We start from the raw sequence: 24851 nt of genomic DNA, 5'->3' as shown, positions 1-24851 counted from the left end.
GCCGTTCGAAGCCCCAATATTGTTGCCAGTCTCGGACGGTCCAACCGCAAAGTCCGAGGAGAGGACCTTTCAACCCTCTCGAAGAGCCACGATTCCGGTCTGGTCGGTGACGCCATAGTCACCCGCGCGTCATTCCAAACATGCTACCCGACGAAACACGACGATCCGGGACCGGCCGGACACAGTCAGACAGAGCGCGAATGCCAGTCTTCGACGAGGCAGAACCAGGATGAACGGAAGCGTGGACAACAGCCAAGCCGTACATCGCCGACAGTTTCTCCTCGGGCCGGAGGCCGTCGAGGTGGCACCCGACTGGCAGCTGTTTCGCCTCGGGACGACCGGCTTTCTCCAAAGTTGCCCCAACCTCCCCGTCACGCAGGTGCAAGACCGCGAGGGAAGGTCCTGGGTTCTGCTCGGCCGCGCCGTCGAGTCCGATCCAGAACGGCCCGATCCCGTTTCGGGGATCGAAGCGGCCCGAACCGCCGAGGTCGCCGAACGATCGCATAGCTGGGCCGGGCGCTGGCTCTTGATCGGTCCGTCCAACATCTACGGCGACGCCTCGTGCTTGCTGGGCTGCTTCTACGCCACCGATCCGGCCGGCAGGCCCTGGGTCTCGAGCAGTCCGGTCCTGCTCGCACAGCAGGTCTTCGCCGGAGCTCCGCGGATCGCCGACGAACGCAGCCTCGTCTACGAACAGGGCCTCTCCTGGTTCCCCCCGCCGCGCTCCCGCTTCGCAGGCATTCGACGACTGCTGCCGAGTCAAACGCTGGCCCTGGAGACGGGCGCACCCGAGCCTTGCTCCCTGATGCCGCCCATCGAACGGAGCGACGACCGGGACGCGCTGGTCGTCTGGCTGACATGCAGGCTCAGGACGGTGATGAGCCGCCTGACGGCGGCCGTCGGCGAACCGCCGTGGCTCGGACTGACTGCCGGCTACGACTCGCGATTGATGCTGAGCATTGCCGTGGATGCCGGTCTGGAGGTGCGTCCCTATACGCGCCTGACGGCGCGCATGACGGTCGCCGATCGCGTCCTTCCGCCTCGGATCGCCAAGCAAGCCGGCGTTCCGCACTGGACCATGCGTGAAATCGGCACCCGCAGCGCCATGAACGCTCGGCGAGCCCTCTTGGAGGCGCATGCCGGCGGGCAGATCTCCGACGGCGACGCCCGCCCCTATCTGACCGGCGCGCGCGCCGGTATGGAGGGCGTGACCTTCGGCGGCCATGGCTTCGCAATCGCCGGCGGTTTCAACGACTGGCGGGAGTTTCCCGAGCAGATGCCGAAGCCGGCGGAGGCCGCAGCACTGCTGATGCGATCCATGGGAGAGCCAAGCGGCTCCCCCGCGGCCGAAGGCCTGACCGAGTGGTTCGCTTGGGCCAGGGATCATCCCCACCCGCATCTCGATTGGCGAGACCGAATCTTTCTCGAACAGCGGCAAGCCGGGTGGCTCGCCTCCAAGGAGCAGCTGTTCGATCTCAATCGTCTCGAACGCGTCCCGATCCTCAATGCCGCGACCATCTACGCGCGCATCCTGGGGCTGTCCGCCGCCCATCGAACCGGCTCGTCCCTGCAACAGAGCATGATCGAGGCGCTGCGTCCCGACCTCGCGGACTTTCCTTTCAATCCCAGCGACCGGATGTTCCTAGCGCGCTACCCTCACTTGGTGCTGCGGCGGCGCTATCGGCGGCTCATGAAGAAGGCAACCGGCCCGTTGCTGCACCTGGCAACTGCACGTCCTGCCTAGAGCAAGATCGACTCTCTGCCCTCGCACAGCCTTCTGCGCTGCATATTTGGCGATCGGGAAAAACACTTTCGCCTACCTCGAGGAGTTCGAAAGCGGTACATCCTGCTCGCGCTCAGTCAGCAGCAATAATCAAAGAGAACAGGACGAGGAAACGGGCCCTCATGCGCGATTTCGACTTTCCCGGACGCTCCGCCGTCCATGGCGTCAAGGGCGCCGTCGCCACCTCCCACCCCTACGCCAGCACGGAGGCCTTGGAGGTCCTGCGCCAGGGCGGTAACGCGGTCGATGCGGCCATCGCGGCGGTGGCGACGCTCTGCGTGGTAGAGCCGCATATGACCGGTATCGGCGGCGACTGCTTCGTGCTCTACGCCCCCAACGGTGGCGGCGAGGTGATCGGGCTCAACGGCTCGGGCCGGGCCCCGGCCGCCGCTGACCCCGAGGCACTGCGCGCCGAGGGCCTAAAAACCATCGATCAGACCTCGCCCCATGCCGTCACGATCCCCGGAGCGATCGATGCCTGGTGCCGCCTGCACGAGCGTTACGGTAGCAAGGATTTCGCGGAGCTGCTGAGGCCGGCCATCGGCTACGCGCGCGACGGCTACCCGGTGCATGCTCGGGTCGTCAACGATTGGCGCGGGCTGGCCGACAAGCTGCGCAAGAACGAGGCGGCGGCGGCCCAGTTCCTACCGGGAGGCCAGGTACCGAAGGACGGCAATCTGCACCGCCAGCCGGCGCTGGCCGAGACCTTGACCCAGGTCGCCAAGCACGGCCGCAAGGCCTTCTACGAGGGCGCTATCGCCGAAGCCATGATCGCCTCTCTCAAGGCGCTCGGCGGCCTCCACTCCGGGGAGGACTTCTCGAGCTTCGAGAGTGAATGGGTGACGCCGATCTGCAGCGCCTATCGGGGTTACGACGTTCACCAGATCCCGCCGAACAACCAGGGCGTGGTGGCCCTGGTCATGCTGAACATCCTGGAGGGCTACGACCTGGCCAAGTTCGGGCCGCTCTCCGCCCTGCGGACCCACCTGGAAATCGAGGCCGGACGTCTGGCCTACGACATGCGCAATCGCCACCTCGCCGATCTGGACGCGCTTGAAGTCTCGCTCGACCGCCTCTTGTCGAAGGACTGGGCGGCCGAGCTGCGCGCCAAGATCGACCCGGAGCGCGCCTTCCCAGAGATTCCGGACTTGGGCCTAGCGACCTCCGATACGGTCTACCTCACCGTCGTCGACCGCGACCTCAACACGGTCAGCTTCATCAACTCGCTGTTCCACGGCTTCGGCAGCGGCATCCTCTCCGCCGAGACCGGCGTTCTCTTCCAGAGCCGTGGCGCCAGCTTCCGCCTCGACCCCGATCACCCCAATCGCCTGGCGCCGAAGAAGCGCCCGATGCACACCATCATGCCCGGCCTCGCCACGCGCAACGGCCAGACCGAGATCGGCTACGGCGTGATGGGGGGCGATTATCAGCCCTTCGGCCATGCCCGACTGCTGACCAATCTGATCGACTACGGCCTGGACCCGCAGGCGGGCCTAGACTGCCCCAGGGTTTTCGCACTGGGCAACCGGGTGGAAGTGGAGAAGTCCCTGCCAGCCGAGACGCTGTTGGGACTGCAGCAGCGCGGGCACAGCCTCACCCTGGCCGAGCCGGCACTCGGGGGTGGGCAGTGCATTCAAATCGACCGGGCACGCGGCGTACTCACCGCCGGCTCCGACCCACGCAAGGACGGCTGCGCGCTCGGGTACTAGTTCTTACTCGGAACCCCTCAGCGAAAGATCGCCGCTGTCCTGGACCGGTCGAAAGCGGAAGGCGTCCAAAGAGGCCGACCGGCCGCGCTCTACCCGCCCGTCACGCTCATGTGGCGGGAGGCGCCCGTGACGCCGCGACGGCGGTCGATCACAAAGTCGTGGCCCTTGGGCTTCCGGGTGATGGCTTCGCGGATCGCCTCCGTCAGCACGGCATCGTCATCGCTGGCGCGCAGGACCGAGCGCAGATCGGCCGCGTCGTCCTGGCCCAAACACATGTAGAGGGTGCCGGTACAGGTCAGGCGCACGCGGTTGCAGGCCTCGCAGAAATTGTGGGTCAGCGGCGTGATGAAGCCGAGCCGCTGGCCGGTTTCCTTGACCTGCCAGTAGCGCGCGGGCCCGCCGGTGCGGTGATCGATCTCTTCCAGCGTCCAGCGCTTGGCCAGTTCGCTGCGCACCATGGACAGCGGCCAATACTGATCGATGCGCTGCTCGGTGCCGATATCGCCCATCGGCATGACCTCGATAAAGGTGAGGTCGAAGTCCTCCTCGCCCGCCCATTCGACCAGGCGGTGGACCTCGTCGTCGTTGACGCCCTTCAGCGCTACGGCATTGATCTTGACCTTGAGCCCGGCTTCCTTGGCCGCCTCCAGACCAGCCATGACCTTGTCCAGCTTGCCCCAGCGGGTGATCGCCTGGAACTTGTGAGGATCGAGCGTGTCCAGCGAAACGTTGATCCGGCGCACACCGGCGTCGTAGAGCTCGCCCGCCAGTTTGGGAAGCTGACTGCCGTTGGTGGTCACCGTCAGTTCGTCCAGTTCGCCGCTCTTCAAGTGCCGGCCGAGCTGACGGAACAGCCACATGATGTTGCGGCGGACCAGGGGCTCCCCGCCGGTCATACGCAGTTTGCGCACACCCAGCCGGACAAAGGCGCTACACAGCCGGTCGAGTTCTTCCAGGCTCAGGACTTCCCGCTTCGGCAGGAAGGTCATGTCCTCGCTCATGCAATAGACGCAGCGAAAATCGCAACGGTCGGTCACGGAGATGCGCAAATAGCTGATTCGGCGCTGAAAAGGATCGATCAACGGCGCCTCGCGCCCCAAGGGTGCTGCCATGCCACTGGCGTCCAGCGGGGTTGCGACAGCCGAGGATGTCCCGTTGGTTAGGGGCACAGCCTCCGTCAGCGACACATCCGAGTTGCCGGTTCCAGGTGCAAGACCGGATGTCTGCTCCATTCTAAATACCCTCCTGGTGATCCGTTCTTATGCAGTCACTCGTTTCCGCTATTGGATCATATAAGCAGCGAGCTTTCCATTTGAACATAACGGTCTCTGTCGTTGGTTTCGCCCCCAAAGTTGGTAAGGAAAAGCAATGGTTAACGGGGTCGCCGGCGCGCAGCTCCTCTTGCCCGCACCCGTTTTGGCACCGTAAAAGGGCGAGATGTCCCAGTCCTCGAACGACAGCTTTCTCGACCGCCCGGCAGCCCGCCTAGTCGCCGTCGGCGTAATCTGTGGCGTCATCGCCGTGCTCGCGATCCAGCACTGGGACGATCTGTTCCCGCCGCCGGCCGAAGAAGTGACCGTGGACGCCAACGATCCTGTAGCGCTCTGCATCGCACGCGAGCGCGAGCAAATCGAGGGCATGGTCGCGAGCAACCCTCAGATGGCGGCGCAGCGAGACCTGTTCCTGCAGCGCGCCGAGGCCCGCTGCCAAGCAACCGCGGGCGGTGGAGGCGGCGCAGGCCCGCCGCCGCTGCCGACGAACTGAAATCCGCCAGCTGCGCCTCGAAAAGCGGTCACCTCTCCCGTAGCGGCCCCAGCTGCCGACACCACTGGCGTATCTGTCAGCCTGCCGGGTTAGTCTAAACTGAAGATGACTCCTGGGAGCCGCAGCGATGACGACCAATACACCTCTGCTCGCCTGCTTTCAGCTCGACCCGCCTCTCAAGAGCCCTGTCGATCCCAGCGAGCTGGAGCCGGGAGCCGCATCCTGGATGCATCTGGATCTCAACGACGAGGGCGCGGGCCGATGGCTGGAAAGCGACCTGGGTCTCACGGCCTTGGTGCGCGAGGCCCTGCTGGATCAGGAAACCCGGCCGCGTATCGCTTCCTCCGACAGCGGAACGCTGGTGATCCTGACGGGCGTAAACCTCAATCCCGGCGCGAAACCCGAGGACATGGTTTCGATCCGTCTGTGGGTCGAGCCGCAACGTGTGGTCAGCGGCGTGCTCAGGCAGCTCAAGGCCGTCGCGACCTTGGAGAACCGGTTCGGCAGCGGCCACGGCCCGAAGACGCCGGGCGCCTTGATCGCAACCCTGGCCGATCTGCTGACGGAGAACGCGGCCCCGATCGTCGCTGCGATGGACGAGCGGCTGGACGACATCGAAGTGGAGATCGAAGCGGGACGCGACCAGGAGGTGCGCGGCGAGTTGCTGGATCTGCGTCACCGGGCGCTGGCGCTCAGGCGCTTCGTCGCTCCGCAGCGCGACGCCCTCTCACGCCTGACCAGCCTGCCGCCGCCCTGGCTGGCTCTCGAGGAACAACGCAGCCTGCAGGAAACCGCCGACGAGGTGACGCGGCTGGTGGAGCACCTGAACTTCGTATGGGAACGCGCCGCCATGCTGCAGGAGCAAGCCCTCGCCCGCGGTGCGGAACAAACCAACCGACGGCTCTACATGCTGTCCATCGTAGCCGGCATCTTCCTGCCTCTCTCCTTCGTCACCGGGCTTCTGGGCATCAACGTCGGCGGCATACCCGGAGGCGATACGCCCTTCGGTTTCCTGGCGGTCTGCCTCCTGTTGATCGCGGTCGGCCTGTTGGAGTACCTGATTTTTCGCCGGCTGCGTTGGCTATAGCCGGCCGAGCGGACGCGCTTAAGGAAACAAGAACATGCTGGCGGCCGGCAAAAGCTACGAAGAGTTGAGACGCGACTTCGTCTGGAACATCCCGCAGCGCTACAACATCGCGGTCGATGCCTGCGACAAGTGGGCCGACGGCAGCGGACGGCTGGCGCTGATCCACCATCGCGGCGACGGACGCCGGCGGGACTACAGCTTCGACGATCTGAAGCGCCTCTCGAACCGGCTGGCCAACGCTCTGACCGGCCTGGGCGTCGCGCCGGGAGATCGCGTGGGCGTGCTGTTACCGCAAGCGCCGGAGACAGCCGTCGCGCATCTGAGCATTCTGAAGCTCGCCGGCATTTCCATTCCCCTCTTCGTGCTGTTCGGCGAGGAGGCGCTGGAGTTCCGCCTGTCCGACAGCGGCGCCACGGCGCTGATCACCGACGGAGCCGGAGCGGCCAAGATCGCCGGCCTGCGAGACAGGCTGCCCGACCTGCGCACCGTCATCTCCATCGACGGTCCAACGGACGGCGCCGAAGACTGGACCCGCCTGCTCGAAGGTGCCTCCGACAGCTTCAAGCCAGCAGACACGAGCCCGGACGACCCGGCCATCCTTATCTACACCTCCGGTACCACCGGGCCGCCGAAGGGGGCGCTGCACGGTCACCGGGTCCTGCTCGGCCATCTGCCGGGCGTCGAGTTGCCGCAAGAGCTGTTCCCGCGGCCCGGCGACCTCTTCTGGACACCGGCCGACTGGGCCTGGATCGGCGGGCTGCTCGACGTGCTGCTGCCCAGCCTTCATCACGGTGTGCCGGTGCTGACCCACCGCTTCGCCAAGTTCGATCCGGAAGCCGCTTTCCGTCTGATGGCGGACTATGGCGTGCGCAACGCCTTCCTGCCGCCAACGGCTCTCAAGATGCTGCGCCAGGCCCCGCGCCCGGCGGAGCGCTGGAAACTGGATTTCCGCTCCGTCGGATCGGGCGGCGAGACCTTGGGTGCGGAATTGCTGGACTGGGGGCGGGAGACCTTCGGCGTCGCGATCAACGAATTCTACGGTCAAACCGAATGCAACCTGGTGGTCGCCAATTGCGTCGGGCTGATGCCGGTCAAGCCGGGGGCGATGGGCCGTGCGGTACCCGGCCACGAGGTGGCGGTGCTGGACGAGGCGGGCCAGCCGCTACCGGCGGGGGCTCAGGGCACGGTGGCCGTGCGACATCCGGATCCGGTCATGTTCCTGGGCTACTGGAACAACCCCGAGGCCACGGCCAAAAAGTTTCAGGGCGATTGGCTCCTGACCGGCGATCAGGCATGTCTGGACGAGGAGGGGTATTTCCATTTCGTCGGACGCGACGACGACGTGATCACATCCGGCGGCTACCGTATCGGGCCGGGCGAGATCGAGGACTGCCTCATCAAGCATCCGGCCGTGGCATTGGCGGCGGCGGTCGGGGTGCCGGACGCGCTGCGGACGGAGCGGGTCAAGGCCTTCATCGTACTGACGGAGGGCCAGAGCCCCTCGGCGGCGCTCGAACGCGAGATACAGGACTACGTGAAGACCCGTCTGGCCGCCCACGAGTATCCGCGCGAAGTCGAGTTCCTGGACTCTCTGCCGATGACCGCTACCGGCAAGATCATCCGCAAGGATCTCAAGGCGCGGGGGTAGCGCCCCGCTCTTTCCGGAAAGAGCGCCAGAGCGACAAGCCGACGAAGTAGAGCGAGCTTAAAACCCAGATCCAGTAGATCATCGGCTCTTCCGCCGGCAGGTCCGTCGTATCGGGATCGACTGCGACCAGCCAGATCGAGGCGAAGGCCCAGACGACCGTCATAGGGATGTTCAGGCTGCGCAGATGCGGCACCCGGAAAGGATGAACGTACTTGAGCGGGATGAAGGTCAGCAGACAGCAAACGGCGATGACGACGACGTTCGTCCAGGGATCCGTCTGCAGAATGAAGAAGGCCAAGACGACGACGTTCCAAAGCGCCGGGAAACCGCTGAAGTAGTAGTCGTGGGTCTTCATCTCCGCGTTGGCGAAGGTATAGCAGGACACCGCCATGATGGTCGCGGCCGCCACCGTTTCCCAACCGGTCGGCACGAGGCCGAACCAGTAGACCAGCATCGCCGGGACGGCAACGTAGGTGAAGTAGTCGATGACGTTGTCCAGGGTGGTGCCGTCGACCTGGGGCGTCACCTCCCGCACCTTGGCCCGGCGCGCGAGGGTCCCGTCGATACCGTCGACGAAAAGCGCCAAGCCCAGCCAGAAGAAAACCAGCTGTTTGTCGCCGTTGAGGATGGCCAGCAGAGCAAGAAAACCGAGAACCGCGCCGGACGCAGTGAAGACGTGCACCGCCCAGGCGGCCGTCTTGGCCTTCATAGCGGGCTTGTCGATACGGCTCAGATTGAGGCTCATCTCATATCCCCGCCGCGCAGGGCCCCCGAACGCTCGTCACGATTCTGAAACAGAGAATAGCTTTTCCCCTAGCATAACAAGCCATACGAACGCCGATTGGCCGCAAAAGCGATGACGCGACGAGCCCGTCCGGCGCTAGAATGGTGCTCCTCGGCCTCGCCACAAGGGACTCCAGTCATGCCGGACAGCCAGCCGCACGCGACGCCCGCCCCTTCGGAAATCCAGTTCCCGCCCGGCATCGCTTGGATCGACGGGAGCTTCGTTCCGATGAGCGAGGCCAGAATACCGGTTCTAGACTGGGGCTTCCTGCGCTCCGATGCGACCTATGACGTAGTGCATGTCTGGAAAAATCGCTTTTTTCGTCTCGATAAGCACCTGGACCGCTTTCTCGCGTCCGTCGCCAAGCTGCGGATGTCCCTCCCGTTCGACCGCGAGGGTTTGGAGGCGCTGCTGCACGAGACAGTGGTCAAAAGCGGCTTGGAGGACGCCTATGTGGAGATGATCTGCACGCGCGGGCATTCGCCGACCTTCAGCCGCGATCCGCGCGACGCGATTAACCGCTTCATCGCCTTCGCCATTCCCTTTGGCTGGATAGCCGACGAGACCCAGCGGGCGCGGGGCCTGCGGATGATCGTCGCCTCCGTTCCCCGTATTCCCGCAGCCAGCGTCGATCCGACCGTCAAGAACTATCACTGGCTGGACATGGTGAAGGGTCTCTACGAGGCCTACGACCGCGGCGGCGAAAACGTTCTTCTGAAGGACCTGGAGGGCTTCTTGACCGAAGGCCCCGGCTTCAACCTCTTCGCGGTCAAAGACGGCAAAGTCCACACGCCCGATCGCGGCGTCCTGGAGGGCATTACCCGTCAAACGGCCCTCGATCTCTGCAGAGAGCTTGGGATCCCCGCGCAGGTAGCGCCGCTGTCTATGGAGACCTTGACCGGCGCCGAAGAGGCTTTCGTGACCTCGACGGCCGGCGGCATCGTCGCCATTGCCAGCATCGACGGTCAGGCCCTGCCGGCGTCGCCCGGGGCGATCACCCGGCGTTTGAGCGACCTCTATTGGGCCAAGCACGAGGACCCCGGCTGGACCACGCCGATTCTAACACGCTGACCCGAAGCCGGAAAACGCTAGGCCGCCTGACGAGTCGCCGGCTTGAAACGCTGTTCGGCGAGACGATCCGCAGCCTCGGAAGTCGGCAGATCGGCGCGCTCGGCCAGCCGATAGATCTCCGCAAGGGTCTCTCCGATCCGGGCGACATGGGCGAAAGCGGTTGCCTTGTCGTAGCTGGAGCCAGCGAGCTGGCTCTCATGGCTGATATTGACGATGCCGCCCGCGTTGAGGACGTAGTCGGGCGCATAGAGAATGCCGCGCGTTTTCAGCGCCGCGCCGTCTTCCGGTGTTGCAAGCTGGTTGTTGGCGCTGCCGGCGACGACAGCGCAGTTGAGTTGGGGAATGCTCGTCTCGTTCAAGATAGCCCCGAGGGCGCAGGGTGCGAAGACCTCGGCGGTGATCGTATGGATCTCCGAAGGTGCGACGGCAACCGCGTCCCAGGCCTCGACCGCCTGCTGCACCGCCTGCTCGTTGATGTCCGCGACGAAGAGCTTGACGCCGGCCGCTTGGAGATGCGCGCAAAGGTGTCGGCCGACGGCACCCAGGCCCTGAATCGCGACCGCGAGGCCATTCAGACTCTCGCTGCCGAGCTTGTGGCGAACGCTGGCCTTGAGACCGCAGAAGACGCCCCAAGCAGTCGCCGGAGAGGGATCGCCCGCTCCGCCCGCAGGGACGCCCGCGACGTAGCGTGTCTCCTGTCCCATCGCCTCGACGTCGGCGACGGTGACGCCGACATCCTCGGCGACGTGATAGCGGCCGCCCAGCGACTCGACAAGCCGTCCCATGGCGCGGAACAGCGCGTCGCTTTTCATCGTCTTCGCGTCACCGATAATCACCGACTTGCCGCCGCCGAAGGGCAGATCGGCCAGCGCCGACTTGTAGGTCATGCCGCGCGAAAGGCGCAGCACATCGGTCAGTGCGGCTTCATCACTGTCGTAAGCCCACAGCCGACAGCCGCCGAGAGCGGGGCCTCGGCTGGTGTTGTGCAGGGCGATGATCGCCTTCAGTCCCGTTTCGGGATCATGGCCGAACAGTACCTTTTCGTGGGCGTCGAACTCGGGATGGCTAAAGACCGGCATGGCTTGGAAACCTCCTGTCCGAGTCTGTCGGATAACGAGTGTCCGACGCTCGGCTTAATGATCTCTTTCCATAAATCTGCGGCGCGTCCGGCACGCCTGCAATCGCGATTCCGCAGCAGCGCCGAAATAGCAGTAATGATGAAGAGAACCCCGGTTCAGGAGACGCAAAACTGCTCGGAGACCGGGTCGAGACGACAGTGAATTACCCAAGTCAAAATCGCTAAATCATCGATTCTGCTGCTGTCGAATTTCGCGTTACGACTCGCTCGCCAAGGCGCGTTCCAACAGCTCCAGCCGATCCTGACCCCAGAAAATCTCACCGTCCGCTAAAACGTAGGAGGGCGCACCGAAGACACCGCGCTCCAGGGCCTCCTGAGTCAGGGCCTCGTAGCGGGCCTGGGTGTCCGGGTCGAGAGCCTTGGCGGCAAGGGTGGCGGCATGGTGGCCGGTTTCCGCGGCGATAGCCTCCAAGGTCCCCACTTCGGCGATGTTACGCTCCTGCTGCCACATCGCGGCGAGGAGCGCGTGGGCGAGCCGCAGAGGATCACCGCCAATCGCCTGCGCGGCGATCACGAAACGTGCCGCGAGGCCCTCTGGCGCCGACTGGTAGCGCGGCTCGAAGACCATCTTTATGCCCAGGTGCGCGGACCAACGCTTGAGCTCCATCATCCGATAGGCTTGACGCTGCGGTGCCCGCTTAGGCAGCGGCAAGCCGCCAGACGCCGGAAAAATGACGCTGAAATCGACCGGCTTCACTGCGACCCAGACCCTTTGGCGCCGGGCGATCTGCTCCAGCCTTTCGGATCCTAGAAAGGCCCAGGGCGAGCGAAGCGAGAGATAGTAGTCGAGTTGGCGCATCGGCGGTGGTCCTCCATCCTGGTGCGGGCTCGACGTAGAGCAGGCTTCAGGCCGGGCGGCAAGCCGCTTGCTTGATCCGCTCCAAGCTCTACCCTGCTATTCTATGGTGCGCTTTCTGATCGAACGGCTTACCGGACTGGGCGTGGTGCTCTTCGCCATGTCCATTCTCGTCTATCTGCTGATCGGGCTGATGCCGGGCGATCCCATCGACCTGATGATCTCGGCAGACCCCAATCTGACCGCAGCCGACGCCGAGCGCCTGAAGGCCGTCTACGGTCTCGACCGACCGGTTCACGAACGCTACCTCGCATGGCTGGGCAACGCCCTGCAGGGCGACTTCGGCTACTCGCGCCTGTTCGCCCGTCCGGTGCTCGAGATCCTGCTGCCTCGTCTGGCCAACACGCTGATGCTAATGGGGCTTGCCTTCGCTCTCGCCCTACTGATCGCCCTGCCGCTCGGCGTCTTGGCCGCGCGCCGGCCGCAGAGCCTGACCGACGGAGCCGTCAACCTCTTTGCCTTCGCCGGGATCTCCCTGCCCCCCTTTTGGCTGGCGATCCTGCTGATCCTGCTGTTCGCGGTAGCCCTAGGCTGGCTGCCAGCCGGAGGCATGGGCGACGGGTCCCTCGCCAGCACCTTGACCCACCTGCTCCTCCCCGCCTTCGCACTGACGCTCGCCAGCGTCGGCGGCTACGTGCGCTATCTCCGCGCCAGCCTGATCGAGGCACTCCGCCAGGACTACATCCGGACCGCACGGGCGAAGGGTCTGAGCGACACCCGCGTGGTCTACGGTCACGGACTGCGCAACGCCATGATACCGGTGACGACGATCATAGCGCTCGACTTCGGGACGCTGTTCGGTGGCGCACTGATCACCGAAACCATGTTCGGCTGGCTCGGTATGGGCAAGACGATCTACGACGCCATCATGGGCAACGACTACAACCTCGCGCTGGTCGGGCTGTTGCTGGCCACAGGAACGGTCCTCTTGGCAAATCTGTTGGCCGACCTGACCTACGCCTGGCTCGATCCTCGGATCAGGTTGGAATGAGTCTCGACCAGACCTCCGACCTGATGACGGGCCAGCCGCAAGCGGCCTCGCATCCGGGCCTGTCGCCCCGACAGCTCAAGGTACGCCGCTTTCTGCGCCACAAGCCCGCGCTGGCCTCGCTGATCCTGCTGCTCGCACTTGCCGCGCTCGCCTTGGCGGCGCCCGCGATCGAAGCGGCGCGCGGACTGGATGCCAACGCGGTGGACCTCTTCTCGCGCAGTCTGCCGCCGTCCGAAGTCTACTGGCTCGGTACGGACGAGTTGGGGCGCGACCTTCTGCTGCGCCTGCTCTACGGCGGCCGAGTCTCGCTGGCGGTCGGTTTGTTGGCCGCCTTCTGCGCCGCCTTGATCGGGACCTGCCTCGGACTGCTGGCAGGCTACTATGGCGGGCGTTTCGATGCGGCGATCATGCGCCTGGCCGATACCACCATCGCCTTGCCGCTGCTGCCGCTTCTTATCGTGCTGGCGGCCATCGACCTGACGAAGCTCGGTCTGTCGCCGGAGCTTGCAAGTTCCGAAGAAGTCAGTTTCTACCGCATCGTCGTTCTGATCGCGCTGGTCGGCTGGACCGTGACGGCCCGCCTGGTGCGCGGCGCGGTGCTCAGCCTCAAGCGCCGTGAGTACGTTCTGGCCGCCGAAGCGCTCGGCGCCGGGCCGAGCCGTATCATGCTGGTCCACCTGCTGCCCAACGCAGTCTCCCCTATCGTCGTCGCTGCAACTCTTTCGGTCGGCAACGTGATCCTGCTGGAATCCGTGCTGTCGTTCCTCGGCCTCGGCATCCAGCCCCCGGTCCCGAGTTGGGGCAACATGCTGACCGGAGCCCAGGAGACCATCTGGTCCGCGCCCTGGCTCGCCATCTGGCCCGGACTGCTGATCTTCGTCACCGTGATCGCCTTCAATTTTCTAGGCGACGGTCTGCAGGACGCTCTCGATCCGCGGGCGGAAGCCGACCGCACGACCTAAACGCCTCGACCGGGACCGGCAGAGGCGTCGGAAGCGAACGGATTCGGCAGCGCACAACTGCCGGACCCGCAGAGCGGGTCCGGCCGATCGCGGTGCAGCTTAGTGCGTCATCAGGGTGGGGACGGTCATGTGCTGCAGGATGTGGCGGGTAGTGCCGCCCAGAACCAGCTCCCGAAGGCGGGCGTGGCCGTAGCAGCCCATGACCAGCATGTCGGCGCCGTTGTCGGAGAGACGGGAGAGCAGAGCCTCGTCGATACTGACATCCCGCACCGTCACGGACTCGGCTTCGGCCTTCACCCCATGCCGGGCGATGACGAGGGCAATGTCGGCGCCCGGCTCTTCGCCGTGCGCGGCGCGGCCCTTCTTCGGATTGATCGTCAGAACGGTGACCTTGTCGGCCCGCGCCATCAGCGGCAGGGCGTCGCTGGCGGCCCGTGCCGCCTCGCGGCTGGCATCCCACGCCAGGAGAACGGTCCGGCCGAAACCCTCGGGAGCGCCGATGTAGGGCACCACCAACACCGGCCGCCCTGCCCCCAGAAGGCATTGCTCAAGCGTCCCGGCCCCTAGGCTGTTGGGGTCGTCCGGATCATGCTGACCCATCACGACCAGATCGGCGTAGCGGGCATGCAGCGCCAGGGTCTCCGGAACTTCCTCATTGAAGGCCAGGGCCCGCCGGGTCTCGACGCTGAGCCCGGCCTTACTTGCCGCCGCTTCGAAAGCCACGACCGCTTCGTCTGCCTTGGCGCGCAAAGCTTCGCGCTGAGACTCCAGAGCGGACGAGGGGATTTGGGCCATCACGAAGGTGGGCACGACCGGCTCCACCGTAACGACAAGGCCGACAAGATGCGCGTCGAAGCGTGCAGCTAGATCGAGCGCAACCGCGACCCGCCCTGCACAGGACTTGCTGTTGTCGAGGTGGACCAATACGGTCTTGTAACTCATGGACTTAGGCTCCTTCCCCTTCGATGGCGTCGTGACCCTGCCGCCGTTTTATTCGATTCGGAAGAAAACCCTGTCCGGTCAGAGCCCGAAATGACGTGGGTCAAGCTGCGGGTCAAGCTGCGGATCAGGCAGCAACCGAGTTCGTCATCCCGTCTGGGTCTCGCGCGCCGCGTCGTCTAGCTCCGCCCCACGCCGGTAGGCGGGCCGGTCGCTGATTCGTGTCCAATAGTCCGTGAAGGCCGGTCGCTTCTCGATCAGACCGAAGTGCATGCCCCAGGCGAGCTGCGAGCCGACGAAGAGATCCGCGGCGCTGAAGCTGTCCCCGGCCAGGTAAGGGTGGTCCGAGACCTCTACCTGCAACACGTCGAGCACTGTCGCAAGACTGCCGTAACCGACCATGCTGCGTTTGTCCTCGGGTAGGTTTACCTGCAACGCCGTGTCGATAACCGCCGCCTCCAACGGACCTGCACCGAAAAAGAACCACCGGTAGTAGGCGGCCCGCGCGTCGACCTGAGGAGCCAGTTTCGCCGCAGGAAAGGCATCTGCGAGGTAGGTGCAGATCGCCGCGGTTTCCGTGACGACGGCAGCGCCGTGACGCAGAGCCGGTACCTTTCCCATGGGGTTGATCGCCAGGTAGCCCTGCGACTTCATGGAGCTGCCGTAGTCCAGGACTTCGGTTCGGTAAGGAGCCGCGACCTCCTCCAGCATCCAGCGAACGATGCGTCCACGCGAGTTCGGATTGGTATAGAACACGATCTCATCGGACATGATCACCTCCTGCAAAAAGTCGGAGGGAATCTGCAGGTCGGCCCTGCGGCCGTCACGCGAAAATCGAGCTGTCCGACTCCCAAGGCGGAGACTTCAGGACAGGGCGTTCCGAAGACCCTCAGCCGAGTTTCCATCTGCAACGACCGCGCCGGCAGCGTGAAACAGCAAGCGCTCCGGGGGTAGAAGTGCGCTGACGACTGTGCCTTCGTCAGGCGTGCTGTCGATGGCCAGGCGGCCGCCATGCAGTTCCAGAAGTTGCTGCGACAGCGGCAAGCCCAACCCGGTACCGCCTTCGCCGCGCACGAAGGAATCGCGAACCTGACCAAAGGGACGAAGTGCGACCGCCACGTCAGCAGGCTGCATTCCGATACCGTCGTCGGCGACCCAAACGGACAGCCACCCATCCGAGCGGATCTCCGCGCCGACCTTGATATGACCGTCTTCCGGCGTAAACTTCACAGCGTTCGACAGGAAGTTGAGCAACACCTGCTTAAAACGGCGCGCATCGCCGCGTAGGGTCGGTGCGTCGGGAAAGTCCTCGATATTCAACGATAGGCGTTTGCTGGCTGCCCGCGCCGACATCAGAGCGACGGCCGAAGCGATCGCCTGCTGCGGCGAAAAGAGAGACTCCTTCAACTCCGCCTGACCGGCCTCGATCTTCGCGAGATCGAGCAGATCGTCGATGATACCCAACAGGTGCCGACCGGCCGTTTGAACATGGCCGACGTATTCGCCCTGTCGTTCATTCAGCGTCCCGGCAATGCCTTGCTGCAGTGCGTCTGAAAACCCGATCACGGCGTTCAGGGGGGTGCGCAGTTCGTGGCTCATGTTGGCCAGGAAGTGCGACTTCGCACGATTGGCAAGTTCAGCCTCCTCGCGCGCCTCCAGAGTTTCCTCCTGCAGCTTGTGTTCCTCGGTGATGTCGATCAGCACCCCGTTCCAGATCACGGCACCGTCGGCGCGGCGTTGCGGCCGCGCCCGACCCCGCAACCAGCGCAGGGTTCCGTCCCTGAAGATACGATAGTCGCATTGCCAGGGTGTCAGATTCTCTGCGGAGAGCCGGATACTCTCCTCGAAGTGCTCCAGGTCGTCGGGCACGATGCGGTCGAGCAGAACGGCGGCGTCGCGTTCTGCCTCCTCCGGTTCCTGTCCGTAGAGGTCGCGAACCCCGCTACTGACGAAACTGAACGACTTCTGTCCATTTGCACGGAGTACGAACTGATAGACCATACCCGGTACGGTCTCCGCGATATCCAGGAGGCGTCGTTCCGCCAGTTGACGCGCGAGTTCCTCGCACTTGTCGTCGGTGATGTCCCGCGCCGCGACGACCACTCCGTCCTCGAGCGGCAAGGCCTGAATCCGCATCCACTTCGATTTGATCTCCGGCGCCTCCAGCGGAAATTCCATCTCGAAGGGCTGCTGCGTCTCGACCACCTTCTTGTAGAGTTCAACCAGACTCCTGGTGCGATCGATTGGAACGGCCTCGCAGAGACGTCTTCCGATCCAGTGCGACCGCGGCTTCGTCATCATCTGCTCGGCTCGCCGGTTCATGTCCGCAATCGTGAAATCCACGATCTTGCCCGCGTCGTCGCGCAGACTCTGGAGAAAGTAGTAACCGTGCAAAGAGCCCTCGACCGCCGCCTCGCGCTGGGCAGTCGCTCTCTGAACTCTGCGGATCTGCACGCTGAGAAACCAGACGCCTGCGAGAATCGCGACCAGTGCAGTGACCATCACAAGCAAATTGCGCCAGGCACCACGACGCCAGTCCGCCAGCAAGCGCTCGCGGTCGATCGAAACAGTGACGGCAAGCGGCAAGTTGGGGACGGGACTTAAACCCAGAATGCTCACCCGGTCACCGGGTGGCTGCCGAACTTCCAACGCACGCGAACCATCGAACAGCTGGGCCGTCTCCTCGAACCGGAACGTCGTACCGCCAACGTCCGTGCCAGAGCCCGGGAAGCGCGCGAGCAGCAGACCGTCGCGGCGCCAAAGACCGAGGGAGGTGGTGTGCAGGTTGCTGGAGTAACGGTAGAGGTCGCGAAAATACCGACCGTCGAGATTTGCCACAACGACACCACCGAATTCACCGTTCGGCAGGTTGATCCGGCGACTGACGGGGATCGTCCAGCCTTCGCCCGCAACGCGCGGCGCACCTACGCTGAGGGTGCTCGCCGAAGCCTCCCGGTGCTGACGCCAGTAGGCATAGCTGGAGATCTGATTCGGTAAACGTGAGGTGGGGCCGACGGACACCCGCACCTCGCCGTCGGAATCGACGACCCGAAAACTCACGACCTGTGGCAACTTGACCAACAGTTCCTCGAGGCGACCCTGCGCGTCCCCCGGTGCCATCCCCTGCTCGGGATAGGTGACAGCGAAGCTGCGCAGCACAAGATCCACGGTGTCTAAGCTGCGCGCGGTGTGTTCGGCGATCAGCTTGACTGTATCAAGCGCGTTGTGATGCGCCGCTTCAAGGACACTGCGCCGCGACTCAACGAGGTTCCAGACGTTCAGTGCCGCAATTAGAAAACAAAGAACGACACCGAAGGCGAGCAGACTGCGCCGAGGCATCTCCGTTCCATTGACCAACGGTCGTTGCGCCAAGCCCGCTGGATCTGCGACGCTTGGTGCAACGTCTCTTCCGGACAGCGCCATCGCATGATTTCTCGCAATACCGAGAGTTGCCTCAGGACAGACCCTCTACCGCGAGTAGTTGACAATATCTTAAGGCGGAGCCCGAGGCCTCAGGTCCAATTCTTGCGAACTTGTCAGGCGGACGACGACGGCGTGAGATTGCTCGACCGGTTAGAGCGCGATCGTCTCATGTGAAAGCGTTTCGCTTCCACTTAAGGCGATCCTGCTCTAGAAAATCACACCTGTCGGGATTCTGCTCCAGCGGACCAGTCATGCGGGTTATCCAGGAAGGCTCGCACGTCGGCAAGGCCGCTGCCCGACAGGTAGCCGGCGGTTTCAGCCGCCGCCAGAGCATCGTGCCAGGTACAGAGCGCGTGAAGCTGCACACCCTCGGCCTCCAGCTTGGCGATACCCTCGGGAAAAATCCCGTAGTGGAAGACGACGAAACTGTGCGCCACTTGAGCGCCGGCCGTTCGCAGCGCTTCGACGAAACCGAGTTTGGAACCGCCGTCAGTCGCCAGATCCTCGACCAGCAGAACCCTCGCTCCCTCCGAAAAGCTGCCCTCGATCCTGGCATTGCGACCGAAGCCCTTTGGCTGCTTACGGACGTAAACCATGGGCAGCCCAAGCCGCTCGGCAATCCAGGCCGCGAAGGGAATGCCCGCCGTCTCACCGCCAGCGATGGCGTCGAGGGACTCGTAGCCGATCGCCTCCGAGATCCGCTCGACCGCGAGATCCATCAGCTTCGCACGGGCGCGCGGGAAGGAAATAATCTTTCGGCAGTCCACGTAGACCGGGCTTTGCCGGCCGGACGTCAGGGTAAAGGGCTCGTCCGGGCGGAAAAGAACGGCTTCGATCTCCAACAGGACATCGGCAGTGGTGCGGGCGGCCACATCGGCGCTCACGGGCTTGGTCATGACTCGGATCTCCTGTCGGATGGCGCTGGGCCTCGGATGGCGCCAGGAACTGAACAGCGGTGCGACGTCGGGTCATAGCTGCCTTTACCCGATTAAGGCAACGCCACCCCTTCACAGGCCGAGCCGGAGGGTCCATCATCTACCCGTTACATGGCCCGGGGTGTCCCGCAGCGGCGCTTGTCGCGACGGGGCTGAGATCAAACCCGTGGAACCTGATCTGGATCATGCCAGCGCAGGGAGCCGCCGATGCCTCGGCCCGCCGAATTCAGGCCGGCTCACAGAGGTTCCGATCAGTCGACGGCTTCACGTTCCCGCGCTGAGTCCCGCGTTGGGAGGGAACCGAGATGACCGTCACGACCAGACGCCGCTTTCTCGCTGCTGCAACCGGCGTGACTGCGGCCGTAAACCTGCCAACCCCGGCGATAGCACGCGAGCGTCGGATCTGGCGCTTGGCGACCTCCTGGCCCAGGAACGCCCCCGGCCCCGGCACGACGGCGGCGCGCCTGGCGGAGCGAATCACGCTGCTGTCGGACGGCCGTCTGACGGTAGAACTGCACGCAGCTGGAGAACTGGTGCCTGCGCTCGAGGTCTTCGACGCGGTTTCGGCGGGCACCGTCGAAATGGGCCACTCAGCGGCCCTCTTCTGGTCGGGCAAGATGCCCTCCGCACCCTACTTCACCGCCGTTCCCTTCGGCCTGCTGCCCGAGGGGCACGACGCTTGGTTGACCGCCGGCGGAGGTCAGGCTCTCTGGGACGATCTCTACGGCGCCTTCGGCGTGAAGCCCTTTGCCGCCGGAAACTCAGGGATTCAGATGGGTGGCTGGTATCGTCGGCCAATCGAGGGCTTGGAGGCACTGCAGGGCCTTCGTGTGCGGATGCCGGGCCTGGGCGGCGAGGTTCTGCGTCGACTGGGCGCGGCACCGGTCACCCTACCGCCGGGCGAGATCTTCGCTGCGCTTTCGACTGGCGCGATCGACGGCGCTGAGTTTCTCGGCCCCTGGCAGGATCGGGCGCTTGGACTCGACCGGGCTGCCGACTTCTATCTCTGGCCAGGCTGGCATGAACCCAACGGCAGTGCCGAAGCCCTGGTTTCCGCCGCAGCCTATGCGGATCTGCCCGGAGATCTGCAGCGGTTGATCGTCACCTGTTGCGAAGCCGAGAACCGGCACGGTCCGGCCGAAGCCGAGTGGCACAATGCGGTCGCCCTCGCCGAGTTGGAGGCGGACGGCCGCGGAACCCTTTTGCCCTGGCCGGGCGATGTTCTGCGAGCCGCACGTTCGGAAAGCGAAGCCGTCTTGGCGGATCTGGCGCAAACCGCCGCGATCGACCGGCGGATCCGCGAGTCCTACGCCGCCGCCAAACAGCTGTTCCGGCCCTGGGGCCGGGTCGGCCGGCATGCAGTCCTGAGTGCTGAAATCGACACTTGAACCGACTTTTCCCCCTTATGTAGAGGAGTTCGTCATGACCCTCACCACCGCCATCGACCGACCGTCGAAAACGCTGCGTGCGCTGCGCGAACAAGGACCGCTGGTCCAGAACATCACCAATTTCGTGGCAATGGACCTGGCCGCCAATACGCTGCTCGCAGTCGGGGCCTCGCCAGCGATGGTGCATGCCCCGCAGGAGTCGGCGGAATTCGCCGCCATTGCCGATGCCCTGACGGTCAACCTGGGAACCATGGAGGCCCACTGGGTCGAGTCCGCGGAGGCCGCCGCGCGCGCCGCCATCGCCGCGCGACGGCCCTGGGTACTCGATCCCGTAGCGGTCGGAGCGACAGGATATCGACGCAGCAACGCCGCCCGCCTGCTGGCCTGTCGGCCAACAGTGGTCCGTGGCAACGCGTCGGAGATCATGACCTTGGCAGGTCTCAGCGGTGCCGAAGGCAAGGGAGCGGACTCCACGGTTGGGTCCGAGGCGGCCGTCGAGGCCGCACAGCGTCTGGCGCAAAGCAGCGGCGCCGTGGTGGTGGTGACAGGCGCCCTGGACCACGTCAGCGACGGTATGCGCCAGGTCGCCTGCGCCAATAGCCATAAGTTGATGACGCGCATCACTGCCAGCGGTTGCGCGCTGACCGCCCTGACGGGCGCCTGCCTGGCGGTCGAGGAAGAGCCTTTGGTGGCGGCGCTGCACGCTCTGACGATCTACGGCGTCGCGGCGGAAAGGGCCGCGAGCCGGTCGCGTGGGCCCGGCAGCCTGCGGGCCAACCTGCTGGACGAACTCTATCTGCTCGAGGACGACGATCTCGATCAGGCTGCGAGACTGACATGACCGCACGTCAGGCTTTCGACCTTTCGGTCTATCTGGTGCTGGGACACGGCGATTGCCGTCATCACGGCCTGGAGGAGGTGGTGGCGGCCGCCCTGCACGGTGGCGCCACTCTCGTGCAGCTTCGGGAGAAGGATCTGCCGGTGCAGGATTACCTGGAGCTGGCACGCAGCCTTCTGCCGCTGTTGGATCGGGCCGGCGTTCCCCTCGTGGTCAACGACCGCGTCGAGGAGGCCGTCGCCCTGGGGGCAACAGACGGCAAAGTCGGACTGCATGTCGGTCAAAACGATTTGCCGGCGGCGGAGGTTCGCGCCCGCGTCGGACCGCGTCCCTTTCTGGGGCTTTCGGTGCGCCGGCCGGAGGAGGCCATGGCGGCGCCTTTGGAGGCCGTCGATCATCTGGGCGTCGGACCGGTCTACACCACCACCACCAAGGCCAACGCAGCCGCCCCGATCGGTCCGGCCGGCGTCGCTGCCGTCCGGGCCGTGACCTCCTTACCGCTGGTCGGCATCGGCGGTATCACGGCCGAGCAGGCGCCCGAGGTCATCGCCGCAGGTGCGCAGGGCGTGGCCGTGGTCTCCGCCATCGCGGGCAGCGACGATCCGCAGAGCGCCACCGCACAGCTTGCCCAAGCTGTGACCGAGGGAGACGCCCTGCGGAACAGATCCTGAGACAGCGGCCGCCAGAGAGTTTCGAGAACGTGAACCCCAAGCCTTTTTGAGACGGATTGCCTAGTAAGGTTCACAGCGAAATGTGTTCGACCTCTCAGAGATATCGCGACGGAATCTCATAAGTGCCCACCTGTCCGATGCGTGCACCTGAGCCGGCAAGCCAGGTCTCGGCCGCAGTGCGACCGAGATCTCGCAGATAGACCAGGAAGCGCCAGTCGGCGTTGAGACGGCTGGACGCGCTCAGTTCGCCAAGAATCTGCGGCTCGGCAATTCCGTGCAGGCGCACCTCGGGATGACTTGCAGCCAGCCACTCTAGTTCGGCCAACAAGCCGCCGGCGCCCGACAGACTGTTTAGACGGTCGAAGATCTCCTGCGGACTGGTCGGCGTACCGGGTTGCTCGAGTCCGTCCAGCTCGACCAGCAGCAGATCTTCCGGCGCCGCCTCGCCATCAAGCAGCGGACGCAGCGGCGGATTGGCCAGATAGGCACCGTCCCAGTATGGTTCTCCTTCGATCTCCACTGCCTTGTTGAGAAACGGCAGGCAGGTCGAGGCGATCACTGTGTCCAGAGTGATCTGCCGCGGTCCGAAGATCCGGATCCGCCCGCGACGTACGTTGGTCGCCGCGATATGTACCTGCACCTCGGTAGAGTCGCGGACCATCGCGAAATCGATGGTCTGGCGCAGCACCTCGCGCAGGGGATTGAGGTCGAAGGCGTTGAACTGATAGGGCGAGAACAGCCGGCTGAGGGTATCCATCCAGCGATAGCCCGGTGAAAAATCGAGACCGCCCGGCCGCAACAGACGGTCGAGAGGGCTGGGCTGCAAGGGCGAGAAGGCGGCGAGCGCCGCCGTTCGTTCCCAGACCTCGGCCAGCTTGCCGCGGGCGCCTTCGGCTCCCCCTTCCGCGAAACCTTGGGCCAGGGCAACGGCGTTGACCGCGCCCGCGCTGGCGCCGCTGACCCTCGGAAACCTGAGATCCCCCTCCTCAAGCAGACGGTCCAGGACGCCCCAGGTAAAGGCTCCGTAAGCACCGCCACCAGGCAACGCCAAACCAAGCGGCGTGACTGCTTCAGAGCGCTCACTCGGCGTTTCAGGCGCAGGCCTTGCAGACGGCCGCTTTCGAGAGGTTTGACGCTCTTTCGAGGCGACGGTCATGCCCGCCCGCCCGCTTCCGTTGCGCGGCATCCGGTGTATGCTCCATACGATTTTCGCAAAAGACCCCGTGCTCATGTCGCATTGCACGTCGGCGCGTGGCAAGCCGAATGAAGGAGCAGACCCGCATGTCCCAGGCAGAGAGTCTTCGCACCGACAAGGCGACGCAAGGTGCACGACCAGCGCCCGAAGGGGCCGGAGACGATTCCCTGCTGCTGCGACGCGAGGGTTCGGTCGCCACGGTCGTCCTGAACCGTCCAGAGCGACGCAACGCGTTGAACCACGCTGCCTGGACACGTCTGGGCGAGACGGTGACGAGGTTGAACGCCGACCGGGACCTGCGATGCATCGTGGTGCGCGGTGCCGGCGGCGACGCCTTCGCAGCCGGCGCGGACATCTCCGAGTTCGAGGAAAGGCGCCACGACGCGGCTTCGGCCCGCAGCTACGCCGACAACATGCATGCGGCTCTGGAGGGGCTCATGCACTCGCCGCACAGCACTCTGGCGGCCATCGAAGGCGCCTGCGTTGGCGGCGGACTGGAACTGGCGCTCTGCTGCGATTTGCGCCTTTGCGCCGAGGGCAGCCGCTTTGGGATCCCGATCGCCCGTCTGGGGCATGTGCTGCCCTGGGAAGGCATGATCCCGCTGGTTCAGCTTTCCAGCCGGGCCGTCGCACTGGAGCTTCTGCTGGAGGGCCGGATCTTCGAGGCCGAGGAAGCCTATGTGAAAGGTCTGGTGAACCGGGTCGTGACGCGGGAGAGCTTCGAGGCCGAGGTTACGGCCACGACGGAGCGCCTAGCCGCCGCCGCGCCCCTCGCAGCCCGTGCGCATAAGCTGCATGCGGTCCGTGCGCTTGACCCGCGCCCGCTGAGCGAAGCGGAATACGCCCAAGCCTTCGCGGTCTGCGACAGCGCCGACTATCGTGAAGGGGTCGAAGCCTTTCTGGAGAAGCGAAAGCCGGTTTTTCGGGGAGAATAGAGCAGGCCTATCCGGCCGTTTCGCACTCTAAACCGGTTCGCCTTCGGGGTTTTCCGAACCGCGCCGGTATTTGAAGACCCCCTCGCCCTGGCCGATCAGCTTGCCCGCCTCGTCGCGCACCTCGCAGCTGGCGAAAAAAAGGCTGCGCCCCCCGCCCGTCTTGCGACCGATGGCCGTAACAGTGCGGCCTTCCAGGCCCGGCGCGATGAACTGGCAAGTGAGCTGCAGGGTCATCGCACGGCGAACGCGGCCCGGTGTCGGACAGTAGCAACCGCTGTAGCCGCTTGCCGTATCGATCAGCGTGGTCAACGCGCCGCCGTGCATGACGCCGCTGCGATTCATGTGCCGCCGGTCCAGCTTCAACTGGACCTGCGCCTCGGTCTCGCTCCAGAAGATCAGACGGTAGCCGACGAGATCGGCAAAGCCGTTGGTTTCGATGGGATCGAGAGGCGGCGCCTGGAGATCGCTGATAAGATCGGTCATGGCCGGCAAGCTGCCGTGCCGGCCGACGCTTGTCCAGGCCTTGCAAAACCTCCCTCTGATTCTCGCATTACGCGCTTGACCCGAGAGGTGAACCGGAATAGAACAAATAGACAACTAAGAACATTTACAGAACTTTTGTCCTAACGACCGCCTCCGAACCGCTCTCGCACGGACCTGAGGATCATGACTGTCGAGACCTTAGACCGCACAAACCCCTCCAGGGGACAGCCGGCGAGGCAGCACGAAAATCA

Annotated in this window: 22 protein-coding genes and 1 riboswitch; of the genes, 12 read left to right on the top strand and 10 right to left on the bottom strand. The window is 64.8% G+C overall.

The features are described 5' to 3' along the window. Nucleotides 1–229: 229 nt before the first annotated feature. Both ACO054_RS02650 and ggt read left to right on the top strand, forming a co-directional pair. A complete protein-coding gene (locus ACO054_RS02650; protein WP_421708899.1) occupies nucleotides 230–1744 on the top strand; it encodes a hypothetical protein in 1515 nt (504 codons plus the stop codon). A gap of 161 nt (nucleotides 1745–1905) precedes the next feature. Then, entirely contained in the window at nucleotides 1906–3492 is a 1587-nt protein-coding gene (gene ggt / locus ACO054_RS02645; protein WP_421708898.1) for a gamma-glutamyltransferase, read from the top strand. 89 nt (nucleotides 3493–3581) lie between these two features. Here ggt and moaA read toward each other — a convergent pair whose 3' ends face one another. After that, nucleotides 3582–4604: a GTP 3',8-cyclase MoaA gene (moaA, locus tag ACO054_RS02640; protein ID WP_421710322.1), complete on the bottom strand. Its 1023-nt coding sequence runs from the start codon at nucleotides 4602–4604 to the stop codon at nucleotides 3582–3584. 325 nt (nucleotides 4605–4929) lie between these two features. On the opposite strand from moaA, the gene ACO054_RS02635 reads away from it, so the two are divergent. The 3 genes from ACO054_RS02635 (at nucleotide 4930) to ACO054_RS02625 (ending at nucleotide 7991) form a co-directional block, all read left to right on the top strand. Next, nucleotides 4930–5256 (top strand): hypothetical protein, encoded by a 327-nt coding sequence (locus ACO054_RS02635; protein WP_421708897.1) that lies wholly within the window; start codon nucleotides 4930–4932, stop codon nucleotides 5254–5256. A 127-nt stretch (nucleotides 5257–5383) separates the two neighbouring features. Beyond that, nucleotides 5384–6343, top strand: coding sequence for a zinc transporter ZntB (locus ACO054_RS02630; RefSeq protein ID WP_421708896.1), 960 nt, complete (start codon nucleotides 5384–5386; stop codon nucleotides 6341–6343). A 34-nt stretch (nucleotides 6344–6377) separates the two neighbouring features. Then, nucleotides 6378–7991, top strand: a complete 1614-nt coding sequence (locus ACO054_RS02625) for an acyl-CoA synthetase (protein ID WP_421708895.1) — start codon at nucleotides 6378–6380, stop codon at nucleotides 7989–7991. Here ACO054_RS02625 and ACO054_RS02620 read toward each other — a convergent pair. After that, the gene (locus tag ACO054_RS02620; protein WP_421708894.1) at nucleotides 7975–8736 is read right to left on the bottom strand and encodes a CDP-alcohol phosphatidyltransferase family protein; all 762 of its coding nucleotides are present in this window, start codon (nucleotides 8734–8736) and stop codon (nucleotides 7975–7977) included. The genes ACO054_RS02625 and ACO054_RS02620 overlap by 17 nt on opposite strands. A 177-nt stretch (nucleotides 8737–8913) precedes the next feature. Between ACO054_RS02620 and ACO054_RS02615 the strand changes: the two genes are divergently transcribed. Further along, nucleotides 8914–9846, top strand: a complete 933-nt coding sequence (locus tag ACO054_RS02615; protein ID WP_421708893.1) for an aminotransferase class IV — start codon at nucleotides 8914–8916, stop codon at nucleotides 9844–9846. 17 nt (nucleotides 9847–9863) lie between these two features. Here ACO054_RS02615 and ACO054_RS02610 read toward each other — a convergent pair whose 3' ends face one another. Together ACO054_RS02610 and ACO054_RS02605 are read right to left on the bottom strand one after the other, a co-directional pair. Continuing rightward, entirely contained in the window at nucleotides 9864–10925 is a 1062-nt protein-coding gene (locus ACO054_RS02610) for a Glu/Leu/Phe/Val family dehydrogenase (RefSeq protein WP_421708892.1), read from the bottom strand. A gap of 255 nt (nucleotides 10926–11180) precedes the next feature. After that, nucleotides 11181–11783, bottom strand: a complete 603-nt coding sequence (locus ACO054_RS02605; RefSeq protein ID WP_421708891.1) for a 2-hydroxychromene-2-carboxylate isomerase — start codon at nucleotides 11781–11783, stop codon at nucleotides 11181–11183. Between the two features lie 67 nt (nucleotides 11784–11850). Here ACO054_RS02605 and ACO054_RS02600 point away from each other — a divergent pair, with 67 nt between their 5' ends. Then, nucleotides 11851–12831: an ABC transporter permease gene (locus tag ACO054_RS02600; RefSeq protein ID WP_421708890.1), complete on the top strand. Its 981-nt coding sequence runs from the start codon at nucleotides 11851–11853 to the stop codon at nucleotides 12829–12831. After that, nucleotides 12828–13793: an ABC transporter permease gene (locus ACO054_RS02595; protein ID WP_421708889.1), complete on the top strand. Its 966-nt coding sequence runs from the start codon at nucleotides 12828–12830 to the stop codon at nucleotides 13791–13793. The genes ACO054_RS02600 and ACO054_RS02595 overlap by 4 nt, the downstream gene beginning before the upstream one ends. Before the next feature lie 99 nt (nucleotides 13794–13892). Here the strand turns inward: ACO054_RS02595 and ACO054_RS02590 are convergent, their stop codons facing one another. From ACO054_RS02590 to ACO054_RS02575, 4 genes are all read right to left on the bottom strand, one after another. After that, the gene (locus ACO054_RS02590; protein ID WP_421708888.1) at nucleotides 13893–14735 is read right to left on the bottom strand and encodes a universal stress protein; all 843 of its coding nucleotides are present in this window, start codon (nucleotides 14733–14735) and stop codon (nucleotides 13893–13895) included. Nucleotides 14736–14879: 144 nt separating this feature from the next. Beyond that, nucleotides 14880–15503, bottom strand: a complete 624-nt coding sequence (locus ACO054_RS02585) for a glutathione S-transferase family protein (RefSeq protein WP_421708887.1) — start codon at nucleotides 15501–15503, stop codon at nucleotides 14880–14882. Nucleotides 15504–15596: 93 nt separating this feature from the next. Next, nucleotides 15597–18071, bottom strand: a complete 2475-nt coding sequence (locus tag ACO054_RS02580; protein WP_421708886.1) for an ATP-binding protein — start codon at nucleotides 18069–18071, stop codon at nucleotides 15597–15599. 299 nt (nucleotides 18072–18370) lie between these two features. Then, on the bottom strand, nucleotides 18371–19051 hold the full coding sequence (locus tag ACO054_RS02575; protein WP_421708885.1) for an orotate phosphoribosyltransferase: 681 nt from the start codon (nucleotides 19049–19051) through the stop codon (nucleotides 18371–18373). A gap of 146 nt (nucleotides 19052–19197) precedes the next feature. Continuing rightward, a riboswitch (TPP riboswitch) is annotated at nucleotides 19198–19309 on the top strand. A gap of 86 nt (nucleotides 19310–19395) precedes the next feature. Between ACO054_RS02575 and ACO054_RS02570 the strand changes: the two genes are divergently transcribed. Genes ACO054_RS02570 through thiE form a run of 3 tightly spaced genes read left to right on the top strand, consistent with a single transcriptional unit; the run spans nucleotide 19396 to nucleotide 21987 of the window. Beyond that, a complete protein-coding gene (locus ACO054_RS02570; protein ID WP_421708884.1) occupies nucleotides 19396–20478 on the top strand; it encodes a TRAP transporter substrate-binding protein in 1083 nt (360 codons plus the stop codon). A 34-nt stretch (nucleotides 20479–20512) separates the two neighbouring features. Beyond that, nucleotides 20513–21319 (top strand): hydroxyethylthiazole kinase, encoded by an 807-nt coding sequence (gene thiM, locus ACO054_RS02565; RefSeq protein WP_421708883.1) that lies wholly within the window; start codon nucleotides 20513–20515, stop codon nucleotides 21317–21319. Beyond that, nucleotides 21316–21987 carry a thiamine phosphate synthase gene (thiE, locus tag ACO054_RS02560; RefSeq protein ID WP_421708882.1) on the top strand — a complete coding sequence of 224 codons (672 nt, stop codon included), beginning with the start codon at nucleotides 21316–21318 and terminating at the stop codon, nucleotides 21985–21987. Before thiM ends, thiE begins: the two co-directional genes overlap by 4 nt. Nucleotides 21988–22081: 94 nt before the next feature. Here the strand turns inward: thiE and ACO054_RS02555 are convergent, their stop codons facing one another. Further along, nucleotides 22082–23038 carry a patatin-like phospholipase family protein gene (locus tag ACO054_RS02555; protein WP_421708881.1) on the bottom strand — a complete coding sequence of 319 codons (957 nt, stop codon included), beginning with the start codon at nucleotides 23036–23038 and terminating at the stop codon, nucleotides 22082–22084. A 230-nt stretch (nucleotides 23039–23268) separates the two neighbouring features. Between ACO054_RS02555 and ACO054_RS02550 the strand changes: the two genes are divergently transcribed. Further along, entirely contained in the window at nucleotides 23269–24117 is an 849-nt protein-coding gene (locus ACO054_RS02550) for an enoyl-CoA hydratase-related protein (protein ID WP_421708880.1), read from the top strand. A 27-nt stretch (nucleotides 24118–24144) separates the two neighbouring features. Here the strand turns inward: ACO054_RS02550 and ACO054_RS02545 are convergent, their stop codons facing one another. Beyond that, nucleotides 24145–24600 (bottom strand): PaaI family thioesterase, encoded by a 456-nt coding sequence (locus tag ACO054_RS02545; RefSeq protein WP_421708879.1) that lies wholly within the window; start codon nucleotides 24598–24600, stop codon nucleotides 24145–24147. Between the last annotated feature and the right edge of the window lie 251 nt (nucleotides 24601–24851).

Source organism: Algihabitans sp. (genome assembly GCF_965226985.1).
GTDB lineage: Bacteria > Pseudomonadota > Alphaproteobacteria > Kiloniellales > DSM-21159 > Algihabitans.
Note: the sequence above shows the minus strand (reverse complement) of the source record. Positions and strands in the feature narration are given on the sequence as shown.

Coding starts and splice junctions, on each gene's coding strand:
- ACO054_RS02650 (WP_421708899.1), top strand. CDS start 230: ATGAACGGAAGCGTGGACAACAGCCAAGCCGTACATCGCCGACAGTTT.
- ggt (WP_421708898.1), top strand. CDS start 1,906: ATGCGCGATTTCGACTTTCCCGGACGCTCCGCCGTCCATGGCGTCAAG.
- moaA (WP_421710322.1), bottom strand. CDS start 4,604: ATGGCAGCACCCTTGGGGCGCGAGGCGCCGTTGATCGATCCTTTTCAG.
- ACO054_RS02635 (WP_421708897.1), top strand. CDS start 4,930: ATGTCCCAGTCCTCGAACGACAGCTTTCTCGACCGCCCGGCAGCCCGC.
- ACO054_RS02630 (WP_421708896.1), top strand. CDS start 5,384: ATGACGACCAATACACCTCTGCTCGCCTGCTTTCAGCTCGACCCGCCT.
- ACO054_RS02625 (WP_421708895.1), top strand. CDS start 6,378: ATGCTGGCGGCCGGCAAAAGCTACGAAGAGTTGAGACGCGACTTCGTC.
- ACO054_RS02620 (WP_421708894.1), bottom strand. CDS start 8,736: ATGAGCCTCAATCTGAGCCGTATCGACAAGCCCGCTATGAAGGCCAAG.
- ACO054_RS02615 (WP_421708893.1), top strand. CDS start 8,914: ATGCCGGACAGCCAGCCGCACGCGACGCCCGCCCCTTCGGAAATCCAG.
- ACO054_RS02610 (WP_421708892.1), bottom strand. CDS start 10,925: ATGCCGGTCTTTAGCCATCCCGAGTTCGACGCCCACGAAAAGGTACTG.
- ACO054_RS02605 (WP_421708891.1), bottom strand. CDS start 11,783: ATGCGCCAACTCGACTACTATCTCTCGCTTCGCTCGCCCTGGGCCTTT.
- ACO054_RS02595 (WP_421708889.1), top strand. CDS start 12,828: ATGAGTCTCGACCAGACCTCCGACCTGATGACGGGCCAGCCGCAAGCG.
- ACO054_RS02590 (WP_421708888.1), bottom strand. CDS start 14,735: ATGAGTTACAAGACCGTATTGGTCCACCTCGACAACAGCAAGTCCTGT.
- ACO054_RS02585 (WP_421708887.1), bottom strand. CDS start 15,503: ATGTCCGATGAGATCGTGTTCTATACCAATCCGAACTCGCGTGGACGC.
- ACO054_RS02580 (WP_421708886.1), bottom strand. CDS start 18,071: ATGCCTCGGCGCAGTCTGCTCGCCTTCGGTGTCGTTCTTTGTTTTCTA.
- ACO054_RS02575 (WP_421708885.1), bottom strand. CDS start 19,051: ATGACCAAGCCCGTGAGCGCCGATGTGGCCGCCCGCACCACTGCCGAT.
- ACO054_RS02570 (WP_421708884.1), top strand. CDS start 19,396: ATGACCGTCACGACCAGACGCCGCTTTCTCGCTGCTGCAACCGGCGTG.
- thiM (WP_421708883.1), top strand. CDS start 20,513: ATGACCCTCACCACCGCCATCGACCGACCGTCGAAAACGCTGCGTGCG.
- thiE (WP_421708882.1), top strand. CDS start 21,316: ATGACCGCACGTCAGGCTTTCGACCTTTCGGTCTATCTGGTGCTGGGA.
- ACO054_RS02550 (WP_421708880.1), top strand. CDS start 23,269: ATGTCCCAGGCAGAGAGTCTTCGCACCGACAAGGCGACGCAAGGTGCA.
- ACO054_RS02545 (WP_421708879.1), bottom strand. CDS start 24,600: ATGACCGATCTTATCAGCGATCTCCAGGCGCCGCCTCTCGATCCCATC.